The sequence below is a fragment of the Bartonella taylorii 8TBB genome (assembly GCF_902825155.1).
Classification (GTDB): domain Bacteria; phylum Pseudomonadota; class Alphaproteobacteria; order Rhizobiales; family Rhizobiaceae; genus Bartonella; species Bartonella taylorii_A.
In genome coordinates, this window is record NZ_CADEAG010000005.1 from 81,964 (window position 1) to 105,209 (window position 23,246).

General features: G+C 39.1%; 18 protein-coding genes. 12 read left to right on the forward strand and 6 right to left on the reverse strand.

The annotated features are described in order from the left end of the window. The first annotated feature begins 45 nt into the window (after positions 1-45). The 5 genes from nusA to truB all read left to right on the forward strand — a co-directional run bounded on the left by nusA (position 46) and on the right by truB (position 6,331). Complete coding sequence (gene nusA / locus J7R13_RS05220; protein WP_208437771.1) at positions 46-1,677, forward strand: transcription termination factor NusA; 1,632 nt, start codon at positions 46-48, stop codon at positions 1,675-1,677. Further along, entirely contained in the window at positions 1,678-2,313 is a 636-nt protein-coding gene (locus tag J7R13_RS05225; RefSeq protein ID WP_208437772.1) for an RNA-binding protein, read from the forward strand. Further along, positions 2,310-4,832, forward strand: coding sequence for a translation initiation factor IF-2 (infB, locus tag J7R13_RS05230; protein WP_208437773.1), 2,523 nt, complete (start codon positions 2,310-2,312; stop codon positions 4,830-4,832). Before J7R13_RS05225 ends, infB begins: the two co-directional genes overlap by 4 nt. A gap of 127 nt (positions 4,833-4,959) precedes the next feature. Then, on the forward strand, positions 4,960-5,367 hold the full coding sequence (rbfA, locus tag J7R13_RS05235) for a 30S ribosome-binding factor RbfA (RefSeq protein ID WP_004858639.1): 408 nt from the start codon (positions 4,960-4,962) through the stop codon (positions 5,365-5,367). 4 nt (positions 5,368-5,371) lie between these two features. After that, positions 5,372-6,331 carry a tRNA pseudouridine(55) synthase TruB gene (truB, locus tag J7R13_RS05240; RefSeq protein ID WP_208437774.1) on the forward strand — a complete coding sequence of 320 codons (960 nt, stop codon included), beginning with the start codon at positions 5,372-5,374 and terminating at the stop codon, positions 6,329-6,331. Positions 6,332-6,733: 402 nt separating this feature from the next. Here truB and J7R13_RS05245 read toward each other — a convergent pair whose 3' ends face one another. Continuing rightward, positions 6,734-8,362, reverse strand: coding sequence for an MFS transporter (locus tag J7R13_RS05245; RefSeq protein ID WP_208437775.1), 1,629 nt, complete (start codon positions 8,360-8,362; stop codon positions 6,734-6,736). 343 nt (positions 8,363-8,705) lie between these two features. Between J7R13_RS05245 and rpsO the strand changes: the two genes are divergently transcribed. The 3 genes from rpsO (at position 8,706) to J7R13_RS05260 (ending at position 12,485) form a co-directional block, all read left to right on the forward strand. After that, complete coding sequence (rpsO, locus tag J7R13_RS05250; protein ID WP_004858631.1) at positions 8,706-8,975, forward strand: 30S ribosomal protein S15; 270 nt, start codon at positions 8,706-8,708, stop codon at positions 8,973-8,975. A gap of 241 nt (positions 8,976-9,216) precedes the next feature. Next, positions 9,217-11,418, forward strand: coding sequence for a polyribonucleotide nucleotidyltransferase (pnp, locus tag J7R13_RS05255; RefSeq protein WP_208437776.1), 2,202 nt, complete (start codon positions 9,217-9,219; stop codon positions 11,416-11,418). Positions 11,419-11,489: 71 nt separating this feature from the next. After that, the gene (locus J7R13_RS05260) at positions 11,490-12,485 is read left to right on the forward strand and encodes a class I SAM-dependent methyltransferase (protein ID WP_208437777.1); all 996 of its coding nucleotides are present in this window, start codon (positions 11,490-11,492) and stop codon (positions 12,483-12,485) included. A 19-nt stretch (positions 12,486-12,504) separates the two neighbouring features. Here the strand turns inward: J7R13_RS05260 and hslU are convergent, their stop codons facing one another. Further along, positions 12,505-13,815 carry an ATP-dependent protease ATPase subunit HslU gene (gene hslU, locus J7R13_RS05265; RefSeq protein WP_208437778.1) on the reverse strand — a complete coding sequence of 437 codons (1,311 nt, stop codon included), beginning with the start codon at positions 13,813-13,815 and terminating at the stop codon, positions 12,505-12,507. Next, a complete protein-coding gene (gene hslV, locus J7R13_RS05270) occupies positions 13,816-14,397 on the reverse strand; it encodes an ATP-dependent protease subunit HslV (protein ID WP_007551861.1) in 582 nt (193 codons plus the stop codon). Positions 14,398-14,618: 221 nt separating this feature from the next. Here hslV and J7R13_RS05275 point away from each other — a divergent pair, with 221 nt between their 5' ends. The 4 genes from J7R13_RS05275 to J7R13_RS05290 all read left to right on the forward strand — a co-directional run bounded on the left by J7R13_RS05275 (position 14,619) and on the right by J7R13_RS05290 (position 19,142). Further along, positions 14,619-15,608, forward strand: coding sequence for an asparaginase (locus tag J7R13_RS05275; protein ID WP_208437779.1), 990 nt, complete (start codon positions 14,619-14,621; stop codon positions 15,606-15,608). A gap of 176 nt (positions 15,609-15,784) precedes the next feature. After that, on the forward strand, positions 15,785-16,729 hold the full coding sequence (coaA, locus tag J7R13_RS05280; RefSeq protein ID WP_246786286.1) for a type I pantothenate kinase: 945 nt from the start codon (positions 15,785-15,787) through the stop codon (positions 16,727-16,729). Between the two features lie 13 nt (positions 16,730-16,742). Continuing rightward, on the forward strand, positions 16,743-18,116 hold the full coding sequence (locus J7R13_RS05285) for a leucyl aminopeptidase family protein (RefSeq protein ID WP_208437781.1): 1,374 nt from the start codon (positions 16,743-16,745) through the stop codon (positions 18,114-18,116). Between the two features lie 159 nt (positions 18,117-18,275). Further along, the gene (locus tag J7R13_RS05290) at positions 18,276-19,142 is read left to right on the forward strand and encodes a C40 family peptidase (RefSeq protein ID WP_208437782.1); all 867 of its coding nucleotides are present in this window, start codon (positions 18,276-18,278) and stop codon (positions 19,140-19,142) included. 1,237 nt (positions 19,143-20,379) lie between these two features. On the opposite strand, the gene mutT is transcribed toward J7R13_RS05290, so the two are convergent. The 3 genes from mutT to J7R13_RS05305 all read right to left on the reverse strand — a co-directional run bounded on the left by mutT (position 20,380) and on the right by J7R13_RS05305 (position 23,243). Beyond that, positions 20,380-20,793 carry an 8-oxo-dGTP diphosphatase MutT gene (gene mutT / locus J7R13_RS05295; RefSeq protein WP_208437783.1) on the reverse strand — a complete coding sequence of 138 codons (414 nt, stop codon included), beginning with the start codon at positions 20,791-20,793 and terminating at the stop codon, positions 20,380-20,382. A gap of 131 nt (positions 20,794-20,924) precedes the next feature. Next, positions 20,925-22,157, reverse strand: a complete 1,233-nt coding sequence (gene argJ, locus J7R13_RS05300; RefSeq protein ID WP_208437784.1) for a bifunctional glutamate N-acetyltransferase/amino-acid acetyltransferase ArgJ — start codon at positions 22,155-22,157, stop codon at positions 20,925-20,927. Positions 22,158-22,289: 132 nt separating this feature from the next. Continuing rightward, positions 22,290-23,243, reverse strand: coding sequence for a peptidylprolyl isomerase (locus J7R13_RS05305; RefSeq protein ID WP_208437785.1), 954 nt, complete (start codon positions 23,241-23,243; stop codon positions 22,290-22,292). Positions 23,244-23,246: the final 3 nt, after the last annotated feature.

Sequence of the window (23,246 nt, forward strand, 5' to 3'; positions counted from 1 at the left end):
TCACTGGGAAATGCCCGTCGTGTGGCACAAAGAAGGAGAAAATTGATGGCTACAAGCGCTAACAGGCTTGAAATTCTGCAAATTGCAGACGCTGTTGCACGTGAAAAGTCAATTGACCGTGACATTGTCATTTCTGCAATGGCCGATGCTATTCAGAAAGCAGCACGTTCTCGTTATGGTCAAGAAACTAATATTCGCGCCGAAATCAATTCCAAAACAGGTGAAATTAAGTTACAACGCCTGCTTAAAATTGTTGATGTCGTTGAAGATTATACAACTGAAATTACTCTCTCCGATGCACTTAAACGCCAAGCAGATGCAAAAATTGGTGATTTTTTTGCTGATCTTTTACCTCCTATGGACTTTGGACGTATCGCAGCGCAATCTGCTAAACAGGTTATTGTACAAAGAGTACGCGATGCGGAACGTGACCAACAATACGAAGAATTTAAAAATAAAATTGGTGAGATTATTTCTGGTACAGTAAAACGTGTAGAATATGGTAATGTTATCGTTGATCTAGGTCGTGGTGAAGCTATCGTACGCCGTGATGAATTAATTCCACGTGAATCCTTTCGCTATGGAGACCGTATTCGTGCTTATGTCAATGACGTGCACCGTGAATCGCGTGGTCCGCAAATTTTCCTTTCACGCACACATCCTCAATTTATGGTAAAGCTTTTTACCATGGAAGTACCAGAAATTTACGATGGTATTATAGAAATTAAATCCGTTGCGCGTGATCCTGGTTCACGTGCTAAAATTGCTGTTGTTTCACGCGATGGTTCCATTGATCCTGTTGGTGCGTGTGTTGGAATGCGAGGAAGTCGCGTACAGGCTGTTGTTGCAGAATTACAAGGTGAAAAAATTGATATTATTCCTTGGTCTCCTGATGCTGCAACATTTATCGTCAATGCGCTACAACCCGCTGAAGTTTCTAAAGTCGTCCTCGATGAAGATGCAGAACGTATCGAAGTCATTGTACCTGATGACCAACTCAGTCTTGCTATTGGACGGCGTGGACAAAATGTTCGTTTAGCTTCACAGTTAACAGGATGGAATATTGATATTTTAACGGAACAGGAAGAGTCTGAAAACCGTCAAAAAGAATTTACTGAACGCAGTAAACTGTTTATGGAATCCTTAGATGTTGATGAAATGATCGGACAAGTTATGGCCTCAGAAGGCTTTTCTTCTATTGAGGAAATTGCCTATATTGATCTTGAAGAAATCGCTTCTATTGATGGTTTTGATCATGAAACTGCTGCTGAAATCCAAAGCCGTGCGCGCGAATATCTCGAACGTAAAGAAAAAGAACTTGATGAAAAACGCAAGAAACTCGGTGTTTCTGATGAATTGCGGACACTTCCTGGCATGACAAGTGCTATGTTGGTTGCTGTTGGTGAGGATGGTGTAAAAACAATGGAGGACTTTGCAGGCTATGCAGTTGACGATTTGGCAGGATGGAGAGAACGTAAAGAAGGGCAAACACAGAATTTTTCTGGTGTCCTAACCCCATTTGATATTACACGTGCTGATGCAGAGGCTATGGTTTTAGCCGCACGTGTGCAAGCAGGCTGGATAGATCAAGTTGATCTTGTTACAGAAACTCCCGCAGAAAGTGAAAACTCTGCAAAAGATGAAAAAATAGATAATTTGAACGTGGATACACTTTAAATGAATGAACGGACCTGCATTGTGACAAGAAAAAACGCTTCAGTAGAGACGCTGATCCGTTTTGTTATTGGTCCCAATAATCAAATTGTCCCTGATCTTAAAGCCAGATTGCCTGGGCGTGGTGTTTGGGTCTCTGCTCGCCATTCTGTCATTGAAGCAGCAACTAAACAGAAAGCTTTTAATAAAAGTTTTAAAACAGATGTTGAGGTTGTACCAAATCTTGCACGTATTGTTGATACACTTTTGCTAAAATCTGCCCTTTCAAGTCTTTCTATGGCGAGGAAAGCGGGTGCCGTTGTCATGGGAGCAACAAAAGTTTATGCTGCTATCCGCTCTGGTCAAGTCGTTCTCGTACTTCATGCCAAGGAATCAACAGAAGATGGAAAACGAAAAATTGCACAAGCTATCCATACAATGCAACAACAAACAAACCGGAATATAAAAACCATATCTTTATTTACAATTGATGAAATGCGGGTGGCTTTTGGCGCTAATCCTGTAATGCACGTAGCCTTATTGGATACTAAGGCTGCTGAAGGATTTCTCAAAACAATACATAAACTGCTCGCCTATCGTGATGACAAGCACAGCAAGCCTGGTGAGATGACGGCTCAAGCCGTGAAGGAAGTACAATGAGTGAAAATAATAACGACAAAATAACAGTTAAGAGGACACTAACCTTAAAGCGGTCAGTCCTAGAAACGAGCACGGTCAAACAAAATTTTAGCCATGGCCGTACAAAAGCTGTGGTTGTCGAAACCAAACGACGCAAAATTACACGACCTGATGAAAAAACTGAAATACAACAGCCAATTACCAAACCACATGTGGCTCCTCAACGCTCTAAACCACGATTCGAAGAAGCAAATCCGAGTAAACCTGTCGCTAAAAGCAATCTTTCCTCGGCTGAAATGGAAGCAAGACTTCGTGCGTTAGAAGAAGCACATATCCAAGAAAAAATAACGCGTGAACGAGCTGAAGAAGAAGCAAAACGTGCAAAAGAACGTGAAGAAAGTTTGCGGCAGTCGATTCAAGACACAGAAATACAGCAAGAAGAAAAAAGTCTGCTAGTAGAGTCTCCACCTCTTAGCTCTACTCCTTCTATTATAGAACCGATAGACATTCCTATCACGCCTAAAAATACAACTGTGATTGAAAAACGTAGAGCAGATGACAATAAAGAAGACGAACGCCATAACCGACGGACTAGCCCTGTTAAACCAGAAGTGCGTGCCCCTAAAGTTGTAAAAGGTGCTGATGAGCGACGCCGTGGAAAGTTAACCCTCAATAGCGCTTTAGACGAAGAAGGTAACGCACGTGGACGTTCAATGGCTGCAATGCGTCGTAGGCAAGAGAAATTTAAACGTGCACAAAACCAAGAGCCAAGGGAAAAAATTTCTCGCGAAGTTATTCTTCCTGAAACCATTACTATTCAAGAACTTGCGCAGCGTATGACTGAGCGCTCTGTTGATGTAATTAAATTTCTGATGAAACAGGGACAAATGATGAAACCTGGCGATGTTATTGATGCAGATGTTGCTGAGCTCATCGCCGTTGAATTTGGTCATACTGTTAAACGTGTTTTGGAATCTGACGTAGAAGAAGGCATTTTTAATATAGCTGATGATTCTCAAAACATGCGGCAGCGTCCACCTGTCGTAACAATTATGGGCCATGTCGACCATGGAAAGACTTCTCTGCTTGATGCTATTCGAAAAGCAAATGTTGTTTCTGGTGAAGCAGGTGGTATTACACAGCATATTGGCGCTTATCAAGTGGAGCAAAATGGTCAAAAAATCACCTTTATTGATACACCTGGACATGCTGCCTTCACGGCTATGCGCGCTCGTGGAGCTCGTGTTACGGATATTGCCGTTCTAGTTGTAGCTGCTGATGATAGTGTCATGCCACAAACGATTGAATCAATTAATCATGCCAAAGCAGCTGGTGTACCGATTATCGTTGCTATCAATAAAATTGATAAACCAGCTGCTGATGCGCAAAAAGTGCGTACAGAACTTCTACAACACGAAGTGTTTGTTGAAACCATGGGGGGGGAGACTTTAGAAGTCGAAGTTTCTGCTAAAACCGGTCAAAATCTTGATAAACTTCTCGAAGCTATTCTCCTCCAAGCTGAAATTCTTGATCTGAAAGCAGATCCTCAACGAACCGCAGAGGGCGTTGTTATTGAAGCAAAACTGGATAGAGGACGTGGATCTGTTGCAACAGTTCTTGTTCAAAAAGGAACATTGCATCCTTCTGATATTATTGTCGCCGGCAATGAATGGGGTCGTGTACGTGCTTTGATTGATGATCATGGTCGTCACATTAAAGAAGCAATTCCTTCTACGCCCATTGAAATTTTAGGTATGCAAGGAACACCGCAAGCTGGAGACCGTTTTGCCGTTGTCACTCATGAAGCAAAAGCACGCGAAATTGCTGAATACCGTCAGCGATTAGCACGTGATAAAGCTGTAGCCCGACAAACGAGTTCTCGCGGTTCTCTTGAACAGATGATGACCAAATTACAAACCACTGGCATTAAAGAATTTCCCCTTATTATTAAAGGAGACGTACAAGGGTCAATTGAAGCAATCGCATCAGCATTAGAAAAACTAGGAAATGAAGAAGTACGTGCACGCATTGTGCATTCTGGTGCCGGAGGTATCACTGAAAGTGATATTTCTCTTGCTGAAGCTTCCAACTCTGCTGTGATTGGCTTTAATGTTCGAGCCAATAAACAGGCGCGTGATTGTGCTAAAACACAAGGAATTGAAATTCGCTATTATAACATTATTTACGATCTTGTTGACGATATAAAAGCTGCCATGTCAGGATTACTCTCACCAGAACAGCGTGAGACTTTCCTTGGTAATGCTGAAATTCTGGAAGTCTTTAATATCACAAAAATCGGTAAAGTTGCTGGTTGTCGCGTTACAGACGGTAAAATAGAACGGGGAGCTGGTGTTCGCCTTATCCGTGATAATATTGTCATTCACGAAGGAAAACTTAAAACACTCAAACGCTTTAAGGATGAAGTCAATGAAGTACAAAGTGGTCAAGAATGTGGAATAGCATTCGAAAACTATGACGATATACGTGCAGGAGATACTATTGAAACCTTCCGCATCGAACATATTAATCGCACATTGTAAAATAATCCGGTGGCTTTATTCCCTGTAAAATGAGAAAAGTTATTGAATTTTATGCACAATGCCTCTGTTCTTTCTTATCCTTTAAGGTAATCAAAGGAAGAGGAATTGTAACAAAGGTAAGACTTCGATGAAAAATGCAGAACCATCACAACGGCAGCTAAGAGTAGGAGAACAAGTACGCCACGCAGTATCTCATATACTACAGCGTGGTATTTTACTCGATGATGTCTTGAAAGGTATGGTGATTTCTATCTCTGAAGTGCGCATGTCACCAGATTTAAAAATTGCTATCTGCTTTGTTTCTCCTCTCAGCACTGTTAAAAGCACATCTCATGTTGATGTCGTTGATATCCTCAATAAACACAGCCGTTTTATCCGTGGAGAAATCAGTCACGCGTTGCGACAGATGAAATATATGCCTGAACTACGTTTTCGACTTGATAGTAGTTTTGATAATTTTTCAAAAATTGATGCTCTGCTTCGCTCACCTGAGGTAGCACGCGATCTTCACCATAGTGATGAACTTGAGGATTAAAAATATGGCACGGCAACGCAAAAAAAAAGGCCGTTCCGTCTCTGGCTGGGTCATATTTGATAAACCAAAAGGAATGAGATCAACAGAAGCTGTCTCACAAATCAAATGGCTCTTTCATGCGCAAAAAGCAGGACATGCAGGTACACTTGATCCTCTTGCTTCTGGTCTCCTGCCAATTGCATTGGGTGAAGCAACAAAAACCGTTCCCTACGTTATGCAGGGTACAAAAACCTACCGTTTTCATATCGTTTGGGGAGAAGAGCGTTCAACAGACGATTTAGAAGGTGAGGTAACAAAGACATCTCTCAAACGTCCAACACGCGAAGAAATACTCGCCCTTCTCCCTCAATATACAGGTATTATTTTGCAAACACCTCCACAATTTTCGGCAATTAAAATTGCCGGTAACCGTGCCTACGATCTAGCACGTGAGGGTGAAATTGTTAAAATTCCACCACGCCAAGTGGAAGTAAAAACTTTTAAATTAATAGAAATTGCTACCAGCGAGCGTTCTATCTTTGAAATAACCTGCGGAAAAGGAACCTATGTGCGCTCCTTAGCACGCGATATGGGACGTGACCTCGGTTGTTATGGATATATTGCTGATTTAAGACGTATCGCAGTAGAGCCTTTTTGTGAAAATGATCTCATCAAATGGGAGGAACTAAAAGCAGTAACACTGGATAAAAGTTTAACAAATGAAAATGATGCTCCTCCCAAAAGAGATTTTTCAACACTTGATGCACTTTTAATTAAAACAGGTGCTGCACTGGATTGTCTTTCTCATTATACACTTAGCGAAATCGAAGCACAGAGAGTTATGATGGGCAATCCAGTTCCCCTCCATGATTACAATGCATCTATTAATGAAGGAGAGGTTTGCGTCATCTACAAAGGCCAACTTCTTGCTATAGGTACTCTTGATAAAAGTTTGTTCAAGCCAAAGCGGATTTTCACAATTTAATCCGTTCTTGCTCACAATCACCTTTTTATGATAACGTGCATCAGAATCTAAAGCAGTGATGTGTTCGTAAACCCAAACTTAGCTTGCACAATAAAGTGCAAGAATTTGTCTTTGTCATTTTAAATCGTTTCTTTAATCATTACTAGATATACGTGCATATGCTGTAGTGTTAAGAAGATTCTGCAGGATAGAAAACTTAGGCTTTAGTTTAAACAAATTGCAATACTGATGACCTTAGACTATTCGTTCAGTAAAAATCTGTCCTCAATTTACCAACTGTATAAAACACTCATTGAGCATCTTAAAATTTCTGCTGTCCTGTTCATCCTAACAAATTTATTCATACAATAGTATTACATATATTTAATAGATTGCAAAACAACTGTTTTAGCCCTCTTGCCATCAAGGTAATTGATCAGCGGAGGGCTTTAAATGCATCTCGCTGGCATGTGGTATTGTTTGTCGCTCAATCATACGATGTACTCTTATACCATTTGGCATACGATTTAAGTGTCGCAGAAGCTTATTGACCTCTGCATCTGCTTTTGTCCGACGATGATTATGGCGCAAATAATCGACCCACGTTGGCATATGATAAGCTTCTGTCCAATATTCAGGTCTTTCAAGATCGCGTAAGAGAACCCATTGGCGAGCACCATCACGTAAACGAATATGGCGACGACGTGTCATTACTTTAAGAAATTCTTCAAGATCATTTTCGTGAATTTGATAATCGATCATAATCATAATTGGACCACTTCGTGCTTTTAGATCCAATAAAAGCTCCGGTTCTCTAAAATGATCAAGTGGATCTAGATCTATCTGGGGAATTTCCTGAATTCTAAACTTTATTCCCGCAAAAGCTCCAACAATCAAGAATAGAGAACAAACACTCAAAGCAATAGTTGGGGAATAACCATCAGCCAAGACTCCCCAAATTGCACTTCCAACAACCATCCCTCCATAAGAAGCTGTTTGATAAAGTGCTAAAGCACGTGCAACAACCCAACGCGGTGTAGAAAGCTGTACAGATGTATTAAACAGTGACAACGCTAAAACCCAACATAAACCTGCAGGAAATAAGGCAATATGGCTTATAATCAGTGAACGGCTTATTGCTAAAAAAAAGCAAGACAAGGCAAAACCAATAAATGCACTTGCAACAATCGTCTCTGAACGAAAATAATACCGTACAGATGCATTAATAATACCAGCTGTCATTGCTCCTAAACCAAAACAACCGAGCAATGTACCATAAAGAAGTGCGCTTCCCCCGAGAATTTTATGCACAACAATTGGCAGAAGTGCTAAAATAGAAATCGCTCCAATACCAAAAAGGAACGCCCTGACCATAATATTCAGAAGATTAGGCGACATCGCAACATAACGCAAACCATCTGAAACAGCTCCTAAAATTCTTTCCCGTGGCAATGTGTTATTTTCATAGCTCGGTTTCCAGAAAAACAAAGCACCAATTAAAGGAATGTAACTTATCGCATTGAACAAAAAAGCGGCGGCTACGCCTAAAGTAGCAATAATGGCACCACCAATAGCGGGACCTACACTACGCATCAAATTAAAGCCAACACTGTTTAGACTAACAGCAGCAGGAATATTTTCCCTGCTCACGATGTCTCCTATTGTTGCCTGCCAAGAAGGATTATAAAAAGCAGTTCCACACCCAATCAAAAACGTAAAGCATAATAAAAGCCAAGGTGTTAGAAAGCCCATATAGGATAAAATAGCTAAACTCATTGATATAACCATCATCATAATCTGCGCGTACAACATAATTTGGCGACGATTAAAATTGTCAGCTAATGCTCCTGCCATCAGAGAAAACATAACAAGTGGTAATGTTGTAGCACTTTGAACAAGTCCAACCATAGAATGCGAAGAACTAATCAACGCCATTAACCACCCTGCCCCTACAGCTTGTATAAGCCCCCCTAAATTAGAAATGAGTGTGGACGACCATAAATTTCGAAATACCGAATTACGAAAAAGTTCTAATGTTGAAATGCTCTGCATCTTTTTTCTCCAAATCGGTATTTATCGCTTTTGTTATCATACACACACTTTGTAAAGCAGTAACCTTATAGGGGAAGTCTTATTTTCTTTTGTATCAAAAGGATGCATAATTCTTTAAGACTTCTCATAAAATCCTGTTAAAATCAATATTTCAAAACAAAATCCTTTATTGAAAGAAGGTTTTCAAGATGCTTTTAAGGACTAGTATTTTAACCTCCGTTCCTGTATAAATGCTAAAGCAGGTAAGAGTCTTCAACTCTTCTTGTTTCCTCGCAGACCCTTGCTGAACGACATCTCGGCTGTGGGTGACTTTTGTTTCTTTGTTTTTTGAAAGGATAATATGATGTCGATTACAGCTGAACGTAAACAAGCTCTTGTCGCAGAATATGCAAATAAAGTCGGTGATACAGGTTCACCAGAAGTGCAGGTCGCTGTACTTTCTGAACGTATTTCTAATTTAACTAACCATTTTAAATCTCACAAAAAGGATAACCATTCTCGTCGTGGTCTTTTAAAAATGGTGTCTCAACGCCGTCGCCTTCTTGATTACCTTAAAGGGGTTGACCAAAATCGTTATCAAACACTTATCAGAAAGTTAGGTTTGCGTCGCTAAAAGAAAAATGAGAGGTGGTATTAAAAAAACCACCCATTTTTTTAGTTAAAACTCTAAAAACTGACAAGTAATCATCATGGGGCAGGATTGCTAGTTTCTTCGTGTTTAAATTGCGATTTACTTCTCTCTTCTCGCAAAAAACAGAAGTGTCTTGTTGTCCTGCCTATAGCTTTAAAATATGCCACGTAAACCCAGAATGTGAGCTCTCAAAGATGTGAACACTGGTCATTAAGGATAAGAAATGTTCAAAACGCACAAGATAGAAATTGAATGGGCCGGTCGTCCACTGACCATTGAAACAGGAAAAATAGCACGTCAAGCTGATGGTGCAGTGATTGCTACTTACGGAGAGACCATTGTCTTAGCAACCGTTGTGTCAGCAAAAAATCCAAAACCGGATCAAGACTTTTTTCCTCTCACCGTTAATTATCAGGAAAAACTATATGCTGTTGGTAAAATACCAGGTGGTTATTTAAAGCGTGAAAGCCGGCCAACCGAAAGTGAGACATTGATCTCACGTTTGATTGACCGTCCAATCCGTCCTCTCTTTGCCAATGGTTATAAAAATGATACGCAGGTCATTGTTTCCGTTATACAGCATGATCTCGAAAATAATCCCGATATCCTTGCAATGATTGCATCTTCTGCAGCATTAACCTTGTCAGGTGTTCCTTTTATGGGCCCCATTGCTGGTGCCCGTGTTGGCTATTGTAACGGACAATACGTTCTCAATCCCCATATTGATGAAATGCCCGAATCAAAACTTGATCTTGTTGTAGCCGGAACTGAAAGTGCTGTGTTGATGGTTGAATCAGAAGCACAAGAATTACCAGAAGACATTATGTTGGGTGCCGTTATGTTTGGGCATAGAGGCTTTCAACCTGTTCTTGATGCCATCATCGAGCTTGCCGAAGCTGCTGCAAAAGATCCACGCGATTTTGTTCCTGAAGATCTCTCTGATCTCGAAAAAGCTATGCTGGAAATGGCAGAACAAAATATACGAAAGGCTTACACAATTACCGATAAACAAGAACGTTATACCGCGATTGATGCACTAAAAACAGAAGTCATCAATAAATTTATGCCAGAAACAGAAGAAGATTGTAAATTCAGTGCCGACCAAATTGCAACCGTTTTCAAAAAGTTGCAAGCAAAAATTGTTCGTGGAAACATTCTTGATACACAAAAACGTATTGATGGGCGTGACCTTTCAACAGTACGTCCCATCCAATCAGAAGTGAGTATCTTGCCCCGTACACATGGCTCAGCTCTCTTTACCCGTGGAGAAACACAAGCAATTGTCGTCGCAACACTAGGAACTGGTGAAGATGAACAATATGTTGATTCCTTAACAGGTATGTATAAGGAAACATTCCTTCTTCATTACAATTTTCCGCCATTTTCAGTGGGTGAAACAGGACGTCTTGGCTCTCCTGGACGCCGTGAAATTGGACATGGCAAATTGGCGTGGCGTGCACTTCATCCTATGTTGCCAACTAAGGAATCCTTTCCGTACACTATTCGTGCTGTCTCAGAGATTACTGAATCAAATGGATCATCTTCCATGGCAACTGTTTGTGGTACTTCACTTGCTCTTATGGATGCCGGTGTTCCTTTGGCACGCCCTGTTGCAGGTATTGCTATGGGGTTGATTAAAGAAGGTGAACGCTTTGCTGTTCTGTCTGATATTTTAGGAGATGAAGATCATCTTGGAGATATGGATTTTAAAGTAGCGGGAACAGAAAATGGTATTACTGCCTTGCAAATGGATATTAAAATTGATGGCATTACTGAAGAAATTATGAAAATCGCACTGGAACAAGCCAAAGGTGGTCGAATCCATATCCTTAACGAAATGGCTAAAGCTTTGACCAGTGCACGTGCTGAGCTCAGCGAGTTTTCTCCACGCATCGAAGTTATGAACATTTCTGTTGATAAAATTCGCGATGTTATCGGCTCTGGCGGTAAAGTTATTCGAGAAATCGTTGAACAAACTGGAGCGAAAATCAATATTGAAGATGATGGTACAATTAAAATTGCCTCTGCTGATGCTAAAACTATTGAGGCAGCAAAACGTTGGATCCATTCCATTGTTGATGAACCCGAAGTCGGTGCTATCTACCAAGGAACAGTTGTAAAAACTGCAGAATTCGGTGCATTTGTAAATTTCTTTGGCTCACGTGATGGGCTTGTCCATATCTCTCAGCTTGCATCAGAACGCGTTACAAAAACAACAGATGTTGTTAAAGAAGGTGATAAAGTTTGGGTTAAATTAATGGGCTTTGATGAGCGCGGTAAAGTTCGGTTATCGATGAAAATTGTCGATCAACAAACCGGTGAAGAAATTGCAGGTGATAGGTCAATAAAAGAAGAAAACGAAAAAGGCATGGATGAAAAAAATAAATCCGAAAATAAGCGCCGTCATAAAAAACAAAAAGAGTGATCTTCCCTCTTGTTATGAAATAAAATGCCATCCTAATAACAGAATGGCATTTTTCTTTAAAAGAGCTACATGTGTTACTGTTTTTACCTTTTGAAAACCATGATCTTCCTCTTCCCAATCGAGGCCAATCTTGGGTGAGTTTTGGTTTAGCGGAAGTCCCTGCTCCAGAATGGGCGCAAAACTTGAAAGTTATAACCCCTTGGCGACCGGACTTTTTAAAATTTACCAATGCTCGATTTCACTGCTCCCCTCAAATAGATAAAACTTTTACCTATGATGGTGCACTTTTACATTTAAGCAAATATCGTGGTTTTAACCAAAATTGCTTTCTTGATTTATTAGAATGTGTTAAACCTAATGGGTGGATTGTTATCGGTGGAAATAAAACTGCTGGTGCTGCTTCAATGATGAAATGGGTCAAAACGCTTGTCCCCATCGTTGGAAAGTTGTCCAAAAACCATGGATTGGTATTCTGGCTTCAGGTTCCACCACAAATAAAAAAGCAGAATATTGCACAGTGGCGTTCACCACCTCTCACTTTTGGAAATAAATTTCAAACAGCTTCTGGCATGTTCTCACATGGTCGTATTGATCTGGGATCCGCCACACTTGCTTCCCATATGTGCAAAGTTATTTCTGGAAAAACTGCCGATTTTGGAGCTGGCTGGGGTTTTCTTTCTTACGCTGCACTTGGAAGTGAAAAACTAACGACTCTCGACCTCTATGAAGCCGATTATAACGCTTTGAGAGCAGCCAAACAAAACCTCGAACAAATGACGGATTCTCGTCAGATTCATTTTTATTGGCATGATCTTGTACATGAGCCAATCACAGATCTGTATGATACAATCATTTCAAACCCACCGTTTCACACGCAACAGACTACAGATGTTTCATTAGGGCAGCATTTTATTATAAATGCTGCAAAATGCCTAAAGCTAGGTGGCAATCTGCTTCTTGTTGCTAACCGCCATCTACCTTATGAAACATTGTTAAAAAATATTTTCCGCTCGGTATTGATACATGAACAAACCCATGGCTTCAAAATTATCGAAGCATGCCGTTAAACGAAAACAAGTGATAATTCTACAGAATAAAACGTGAAAGATCGACATCAGCAGCAAGCTCACCTATCGATTGCCTAACATAAGCGGCATCAACTTTAAATGATGTACCCGCTTTATCTGGCGCCGTAAAAGAAATCTCATCTAAAACGCGCTCCATCACCGTTTGCAAACGACGTGCTCCTATATTTTCAATCCTTGCGTTTAAATCCACAGCAATATCCGCTAAAGCATCAATCGCATCATCGGTAATTTCTAAATGAACCTCCTCTGTTGCCATTAAAGCAATATATTGCTTAATCAGACTGGCTTCAGGTTCAGTTAAAATACGTCGTAAATCTTCCCTTGTCAAAGCATTTAGCTCCACGCGAATAGGCAAACGCCCTTGAAGTTCTGGCAACAAATCAGATGGCTTGGAAACATGAAAGGCACCTGACGCAATAAAGAGAATATGATCTGTTTTGACTTGACCATATTTTGTGGCAATTGTTGTTCCTTCAACCAAAGGCAAAAGATCCCGTTGAACGCCCTCACGCGAAACGGCAGCACCAGCTCCACCATCTCTGGTTGCAATTTTATCAATCTCATCAATAAAAACAATTCCATCATTTTCAGTAACACGGAGTGCTTCTTGAATAATTTGATCTTGATCAAGGAGCTTTTCAGATTCATCATCAATGAGAGGCTTAAAAGCATCCTTTACTGTCGTTTTGCGGACCTTTGTACGACTTCCCATTTTACCAAAAATATCTGACAAATTCATAATTCCCATTTGCGCACCAGGTATACCAGGAATATCAAAGGTTGAAGCGCTATTGCTGTTATTATCTGCTACTTCAATTTCAATCTCTTTCTCATCCAATTCACCTTCACGCAACTTTTTGCGAAAACTATCACGGGTAGCGGGGCTTGCGGTCTTACCAACAAGGGCATCTAAAACACGTTCTTCAGCATTAACATGAGCCTTTACTTTAACTTCATCCCGTTTTTTTTCACGCACAAGAGAAATAGCTATCTCAACAAGGTCACGAATAATTTGCTCAACATCACGTCCTACATAACCAACTTCAGTAAATTTAGTCGCTTCTACTTTAACAAAAGGTGCTCCAGCAAGTTTTGCTAATCGACGCGCTATACCTGTTTTACCAACACCTGTTGGTCCTATCATCAAAATATTTTTTGGCATAACCTCTTCACGCATTGGACCATCAAGCTGTTGTCTACGCCATCGATTGCGCAATGCAATGGCAACAGAACGCTTGGCATCATTTTGGCCAATAATAAAACGATCAAGTTCAGAAACAGTCTCACGAGGGGAAAATACAACACACATTCAAATAGCTTTCTCTAAAGAAGATAATTCTGCATCCAATGTTTCAATCGTAAAATGATCATTGGTGTAAACACAAATTTTAGCGGCAATATTCATAGCTTTACGGGCAATAGTTTCTGCATCTAAATCTATATCCATGAGTGCCCGAGCAGCCGAAAGAGCAAAATTGCCTCCAGAACCAATTGCCATCACTCCATCCTCCGGTTCTAAGACATCACCAAGCCCTGTTAAAGCTAAAGTTATTTTCTTATCAGCCACGAGCATCATAGCCTCGAGACGACGCAAATAGCGGTCTGTTCGCCAGTCTTTTGCAAGTTCTACACAAGCACGCATGAGCTGATCAGGATATTGTTCGAGCTTCGTTTCTAATCTTTCCAGCAAAGTGAAAGCATCTGCTGTAGCACCTGCAAAACCAGCGATAACCGCTCCGCCCTTCCCAAGACGACGAACTTTACGTGCATTGCCTTTCATAATTGTCTGCCCAAGTGAAACCTGTCCATCACCGGCCATCACAACTTTGCCACCTTTTCGTACGGTAATAATAGTTGTACCATACATTATATCTGGCTTATGTTCTGCCATAAGGAGACTCCTTAATATTGATCTCTGTTCTTAAATACTGATTTCTTTCCATCAAATGTAAAATCCAATCACTATCGTCTCTATTTAAGAACATATACTGCAAAACACAATGATTCAGTGCAATTCAATTTGTTGAAATAAAAAAATGATATCATTGTTATCAATGCAAATTGTTGCTAAATAGTTTTTGTATACTATTTGCGTTTTTTAAAGGAAAAATTATGAAAAAAATAGCAATAGGAACATTGGGAGGAACAATTGCAATGGCCGCTGACAATTTTGGCCAAATGCAACCTACATTAACCTCAGATATCCTCATAAAAAGTGTCCCTGATTTAAATAAAATTGCTAATATACATGCGCAAACACTCACACAATTACCAAGTGGATCTTTATCTTTCAACATTCTTTTTGAAATAATAGAGTGGGCAACACAACAAATAAATGCTGGCGCAGAAGGTATTGTTTTAACCCAAGGTACTGATACACTGGAAGAAACAGCTTTTTTTCTTTCCCTTTATTGGGATAAAGTGGAACCGCTCATTATAACTGGTGCTATGCGTATACCTAGTGAAGCAGGTGCTGATGGACCAGCTAATGTTTTAGCAGCAACTCGCGTCGCTGCTCATCCACAAAGTAGAAACAGAGGCGTTTTGGTTGTAATCAATGATACCATTCACTCACCTTATTGGGTCCAGAAAAGCCATACTGTCAAAATTGAGACATTTCAGTCAGGTCTGGCAGGTGTTCTAGGCACTATTTTGGAAGGAAAACTGGTTTATTTTAATGATCGACATTTTTTCCCGACAACATTTGACCTTCCCAAAAACTATGATCACCAAGTTGCACTCTTATACTCCTCTTTATCCTCTGATACGCAGTTAATAAAATTTTGCCTTGAAAGTGGGCATTATGCTGGGCTTGTCATTGCTGGTTTTGGATCAGGACACTGCAGTTTTGAAGAAGCAGACATCGTGCGACAATATACACAAAAAATGCCAATCATTATCGCTAGTCGGACTTATACTGGCTCAACAACCCGCTCAACTTATGGCTATAAAGGCTCAGAAGTCGATATGATTGCTTCTGGCGCCCTCATGTCTGGTTATTTATCAGCAGTAAAAGCACGTTTACTTTTATGGGCTTTTTTGGCACAAGGACACTCATTAGCGCAAATCAATGCACACTGGAATGACTGGACTATAAGTTAACAAAAGCTTATCTATTATTTTAAAGAAGGAAACATGCAAAATGAAATTCATTTGAAGATAAAACATGCCTGTTTGTCTATCCTTAATCAATTACTGTAGCAAAAAGGTTCTCGACCAATAAAATGATTGATACGATCCTCTCAAAAATTGATCAGAAAGATAACTTGGTCAAATCCATTTCTGATAGATATTCACCCTATCGTATCTTTACTGCACAAGAATGGTCTCAGTTTCGTGCGGATACACCGCTTACTTTGACTTTTGATGAAATTAAACGTTTACGCTCCATTGATGATCCCATTGATCTTGAAGAAGTACAACGTATTTACCTTTCCTTATCGCGTCTATTATCATGTCATGTTGAAGCAGTACAGGAACTTTTTCATAAGCGTCAAGAATTTTTACATCAAGAAGGAACTAGGAAAACTCCTTTTATCATTGGGATTGCTGGCTCTGTTGCGGTAGGAAAATCAACTACCGCTCGTATTCTTCAAGAACTTTTGAAACGTTGGACATCCAGTCTTAAAGTTGATTTAATTACAACGGATGGTTTTCTTTATCCCAACTCTGTCTTACAGCAAAAAAATCGTATGAATCGTAAAGGATTTCCTGATTCCTATGACATTAAAAAATTGCTGTGCTTTCTTTCTGCTATAAAAGCCGGTATTGGCAATGTTAGTGCGCCACTTTATTCGCATATGGCCTACGATGTTCTGGAAAATCAAACAATTATCATTGATCGTCCTGATATCTTAATTGTTGAAGGAATTAATGTGTTACAGGTCAATGACCTTCCTAAGGATGGAAAAATCATTCCTTTCGTGTCAGATTTTTTTGATTTTTCAATCTATGTAGATGCTGACACAGAAGTCATTCGTCACTGGTACTTGGAACGCTTCAAACGCTTACGTAAAACAGCTTTTCAAAATCCTGAATCTTATTTTCATCGTTATGCACACCTCAATGAAAAGGAAGTTTCAAAAATCGCTGAGGACCTTTGGCAAACGATTAATTTGAAAAATTTACAAGAAAATATATTACCAACACGACCACGGTCTAATCTCATTCTACGAAAGGGAAAAAACCACTTGGTCGAATATGTTGCACTTCGACGACTATAGGGATTTCATAAATATGCATTTACATCACATTCATTTTACTTCAACACGTGTCGATAATAGTTACCCCATCTTATTGGTAAATCCGAGATGTCTTACAGATTTAGCTCTTGATCCAGCAACAACAGCCTGGATGAAAGTTAATGATTTCACTGGCAAAGCGGGTCAAATACTCTTCGTTCCTGATGAAACAGGGCATTTAAAAAAAGTTTTCTTTGGACTTGGCAATGGAGACGAACCTTTTATCACAGGACTTCTCGCTAAAAACCTTCCTGCTGGACATTGGCATTTAGGAGGAATAGCCTCCAATGAAATAAATAGCTATCTTGGATTGGCATTTGGAAGTTATCAATTTAACTGCTATCGTCAAAATTCTTCTTCCAAATCGTTATCAATCTACGTCAACGATACGGTTGATCTCGATGAGCTTCAACGAATTTATAAAACTGTCTTTTTTGTCCGTGATCTCATCAATATTCCAGCCAATGATATGAATCCTGATACCCTCGAGAAAAAAACACGCCAACTGGGAAAAACTTACGGTGCTCATGTTCAAAGCATTTGTGGAGATGACCTCTTAACACATAATTTTCCGATGATTCATGCCGTAGGGCGCGCCAGCAGCACTGCCCCACGACTAATTGAGTTACATTGGGGGCAAGAAAATCACCCCAAAATAACGTTGGTTGGCAAGGGCGTAACCTTCGATACTGGAGGTCTTGATATTAAATCAGCCAATAACATGTTGCTCATGAAAAAAGACATGGGAGGAGGAGCTCATGTTTTGGGGTTAGCTAAACTTATTATGGATGCAAAATTACCTTTCCGTCTACGAGTTTTGATTCCAGCCGTTGAAAATGCAATTTCTGCCAATGCTTACAGACCAGGTGATATTCTTCCAAGTCGTAAAGGTTTAAGTATTGAAGTTGGCAATACAGATGCTGAAGGGCGGCTTGTTCTTGCCGATGCACTTGCCTATGGTGATGAAGAAAGTCCACAATTCATGCTTTGTATGGCCACTTTAACAGGAGCAGCACGTATAGCACTAGGACCAGATCTTCCCGCATTTTATTGTAATGATTCACTATGGGCGCAACAAATTTTACAATCTTCTCATTCTGTTTTCGATCCTCTTTGGCAAATGCCACTTTGGAAACCTTATCAAGAAATGTTATCATCACCAATTGCTGACCTTAACAATATAACTGGAAATAACTTTGCTGGCTCCATAGTCGCTGCTTTATTTCTTAACTCTTTTGTTGAAAAAGCTGAACATTTTGCACATTTTGATCTTTATGGATGGATTCCAAAAGAAAAACCAGGCTATCCTGTCGGTGGTTCTGCACAAGCTATTCGTGCCCTTTATAATCTCTTTAAAAAAGAATTTTGACATAAAATAAACACATAAATGGACAATTCTTGAACTTTAAGAGCGATTTTTCTTCACCTTTAATTGTGTTCTGTAATTTATTTCAGGATAAAAGTCCTACTAATATCAATTATCATGAGCCCATTTAAAGGTAAAAAACAAAAAATGAAGGATAAAAAAATGTTCTCTAAAGATCGGAGATTAAATGCATTCAGAGATGATATAGCAGACAAACGTCTTGAAAAAGAAGTTAAAGCTCAGCGTTTTGTGCAAGGTGAAATAAGACGCGTTAATGTACCTGTTGCTGGACTGTTTAAAGAAAATAATAAAAAAAGTGAAATGCAGACAGAGTGCTTATTGGGAGAAGAACTTCGTATCTTTGAACACGGGAACGTTATGTCGTGGGGACAATCTCTCAAAGATGGTTATGTTGGCTATATTGATACAAAAGCGCTTTGTACATCAACCGTAAAACAAACACATGTTGTTTCAGCCCCCCGTACTTTTCTATATTTGCAAGCTGACTTGCGTGGGCCAGTGGAATGTCCTTTATCCATAGGAAGTAAGGTAAACGTTGTTAACGAAGTTGAAGTCCGTGAAACCAAGTATTCTATACTTGAAAGCGGGAAAGCAATCATTAGCAGTCATCTCAGTCCGATTGGCCAAGTGTATAAAGATTATGTTACGGTTGCTGAAATGTTGATCCATACACCTTACCTTTGGGGTGGAACCAGTGGTTTTGGAGTTGATTGCTCAGGACTGGTCCAGCTTTCTATGATCATGGCTGGTCAAGTGGTTTTACGCGATACTGACATGCAACAAAAAACTATAGGAAATCAACTCTCAGACAATGATAAACTTCAACGAGGTGATTTGATTTTCTGGAAAGGTCATGTCGCTATTATGGTTGATCATGAAAATATCATTCATGCAAATGGTTCCTCTATGGATGTTATGGTCGAACCACTGGAAAAAGCAGTTACACGTATTGCTCAAAAATATCAACGATATCCCATAGAAAGACGCCGTCCCACGCTGGGAATATAGTGCATGCTTTTACATGAATATAATGATGTGGGCTATTGTTAGCTGTTTGCTTCGTATCGACGTGAGAACACTTTCATAAATTGAATTTATATCAAATGCGATGCATTGCTCAGTCATTTCCTAAACTTTGATATTTAAGAGTATTGTACTTTTTTATACATAAAGTTTTTTGATTTTGTGTGTTTTTTAAAGTGTTGGACGTGCAAATAGAGGTTAGAGAATAAGATTTTCCAACGTGCACTCTACAGAACGCATCCTCTTTTACCAACTTTCTCTATTAATGTTTTGACAATAGCATTTGTTCAAAATTTTTATCAACATTCACTGTTTTTCGGATATTGAAAAAATTTGTCAGCCAGTTTCCTGAGTAGTTTTCATTAAAGTCATCGTATTTTACATATAATATATTGATATTAAACATAAAATATCATTATATAGCTTGAATTAGATCTCTTGATATTGGTTACTGTTCCACACATCCTCATCTTGAATAAAAAAATTGTTCCATGGCAGTTTAGTAAATAGGTTTGCGTGTAATTTGAAAAGTAGCGGTCAGACAAATAAAATAGATGACTCATAAACTGTTAAAATATAAGAGCATGTATAATATTTAAGGGTAAAAAAATATGATAAAATTAACTTATAATTTTACAAACATAAAAATAGCAACTATCCGTGTATTTGTATTATACATGCATCGATAATGCTAAGAGATAAAATGAACATAAGGTAAAATTCTTTTAATAAATATGCGGATGAATAATATAGCAGCATGCTGATGTTTATGAAGGCCTTATATTCTATTATAGAATACGAGAAAATAAACCATAATATAATGCATATCCTTTATTATTTCAAAATATTGCTTTGCATACTTTTGAAATCTGTAACGCTATACAAAAAAAGAAGCGAATAAACCATGCAATAACTTCTACCTTTATGGTTATATCTTTTTCTAAAACTAATATACTGATCCCTCTATTGACTTGTTTTCGAATATTTTTTTTATTTAGAGAAAGAGCCTTTAAAACAATAAAATAGTGCAGCATTAAGGTAAATAGTTTAATACAAAAAGGATAATTTATGATTATAAATCAATATGTTGATTTTAATATATATTATAATAATGAGTGAACAGTTTATTAAGCAAAAAAATCCTTTTGACTCTTCCCCATCATCAATGTTTATAAAATACACACCTCTGATCTGCACACAATATTTTCTTCTCACAGACTTATTAAAGAAGGATTTTTTTTAATATTTGAATCAATGGTTTATCAGCATCAGGCATAGGATATTTATCAAGATCATCAATAAAAACCCATTTCAAATTTTGTCCCTCTCGTCCTTGCGCAATACCCTCATAATGAGAACAAAGATACAATGGCATTAAAAGATGAAATGTTTCGTAGCTATGGCTTGCAAATGTTAAGGGTAACAAATCACCTGGCTGAACATGAACACCAAGCTCTTCTTCTAACTCACGAACCAATGATGCTTCTGGAGTTTCACCTTGCTCAATCTTTCCACCAGGAAACTCCCATAAACCAGCCAGTGACTTCCCTTGAGGACGTTCTGTAAGCAAGATACGACTATCTTTATCTAACAATGCGCATGCAACAACAAGAAGAAGTGAACTTTTCATACGCATATAACTTTCCAAAAGGGATAAAGACAACCATCTCTTCTTATAATCCCCTCTATTCTAAGACGAAAGAATTAAAACATTTCATCCTCTAAAAAAATATCCAGATATGCGATGTCAAATTTATGGTACACTAGTTAGCTTCTGTAATCGCTATTGATCATAACGTACTCCTTCGTCAAATCACAAGACCAAACTGTCGCCTTACCACTGCCTAGACCAATATCAACGCGAATTACGATATGTTTCCCTTGCATATAGGCGTCTATTGTCTCTTCACAATACTCAGGATCACGTTCGCCATTGAAAGCCAAACGATGTTCACCAAACCAAATAGTCAATAGATCACGATCGACTTCAACACCTGCCTTACCAATTGCCATAACCACTCTCCCCCAGTTAGCGTCTTCACCGGCAATAGCTGTTTTTACAAGTGGTGAATTTGCAATTGATCGGGCAATAATCTTCGCAGCATTATCTGTTGTCGCACCTGTCACATTAACTTCAATTAAATGACGAGCACCTTCACCATCACAAACAATTTGTAATGCAAGTTCATGCAAAAGCGTGCTCAAGTGCTTTAAAAATATCTCATAACGCGGATCGGTTTTATGAGTAAGGCAGGGAAAACTTTCTTTTCCTGTCGCAAACACCATGAGTGTATCTGATGTTGAGGTATCGCTATCGACAGTAATCGAATTGAAAGAACCCTGAACCGCTTCAGATAACATGGATTGAAGTATATCCGAAGAAATTTTTGCATCACTTACGACAAAAGAAAGCATCGTTGCCATATCTGGTGCAATCATACCAGCACCTTTTGCAATCCCATTAATAGTAACAGTCTCCCCCCCACAATCAAATCTGCACGTTGCAAGTTTTGGAAACGTATCGGTCGTCATAATGGCTTTTGCAGCCTCCAACCAATTCCCTTCTTCTGCTATCTGTGCCATACTTGGTAAAAGACTCACAATACCCGATGCATCCATTGGCTCACCAATAACACCTGTAGAAGCTATAAAAATTTCATTTTCTCTAACCTTCAAAGCGCTCGCTGCTGCACACATGATTTCATTTGTTGTGTGCCTTCCTTTACGTCCCGTAAAAGCATTTGCGTTCCCAGAATTAACAACAACACCCCTTGCAATCCCGTGAGGAAGCGAAGCACGGCAATGTTCTACAGGAGCAGACGGGCATTTTGAACGCGTAAAAACGCCAGCCACACTTGCTGGTTTATCGAATACGATGAAAAGAAGGTCTATACGATCTTTATACTTAATCCCAGCTTCAGCTGTTGCTATCCGCACACCAGATAACGGCGGAAGATCCTGTATGTTTTGAGGAGATAAAGGAGATATTTTAAAAGCCACTGTATGCTTTCCATAAAAATAAATAAGATGAACGATTATAGATAGATGATCTCTCCTAAACAACTGCTGAGCTTTTTGAATAAAACTAATCTATCAGATCACTCAGCAAAGATACTATCCGCTGCTTCCTCACTATTCCGTGTCTTCTTCATTAGATGTTTCATCCGGAAGTGGCGTCCCATTTTGATTAAGTGATTGCATAAGTTTTATAACATTAGGATCAGGATATTTCACATCTATCTTGCTGCGCAAATCAACAATCAGTTTTTGGTAGCGCTCTTTTATCAGTTGTGTACGCAATACCTCTTTAACATCATCAAATACAGGAGGTTGTTTCAAACGACGATCTTCCACCTTAATAACATGCCAGCCAAAAGGGCTTTCAACAGGCTTTGTAGTGTATTCTCCAACTTTCAAACCAAACGCAGCATCTTCGAAAGGCTTAACCATTTGACCATGACTAAAATAACCAAGATCGCCTCCAACAGCGGCGGAACCATCTGTTGAACTCTTTTTTGCAATCTCTTCAAAACTTTCTCCCTTATTTAAACGCTTAATAACAGCCTCTGCTTCTTTTCTCGTTTTAACTAAAATATGACGTGCTTTAACTTCATCTTCTTTGGGTAAAGCCGCAACTTCTTTATTATAAAGAGCTTCCAAATCAGTATCAGAAATCTGGTCAACTATCGTCTGTTTAAAATAAAGTTGCTGCAAAACATTATCACGCATAACTGCCATACGTTTATCGTAAGCTTCAGTTTTATCGATACCCTTGTTCTTTGCTGCTTTAGCAAGCGCCTGCATATCTAAGTAAGCTTTTAACACCATTACACGGCGTTGTTCATCAGGAAAACGCCCTAAATTAGGATTTATTTCAAGCGCTAACTCATCCAATTGCCCTGCTGTAATATCCTTCCCATCAATAACTGCCATAACATGAGAAGGAGCAACTGTTTTTTCAGAAGTTTTCTCCAAAGTCTTTAAATCATTCGACGGTGAATTCAAACTTTCTTGAGCTATCACCCCTAAACTTGTGCTCGTCAATAAGGTTGATGCCAAAAACAGTGTGATAAAGTTGAATTTCATAAA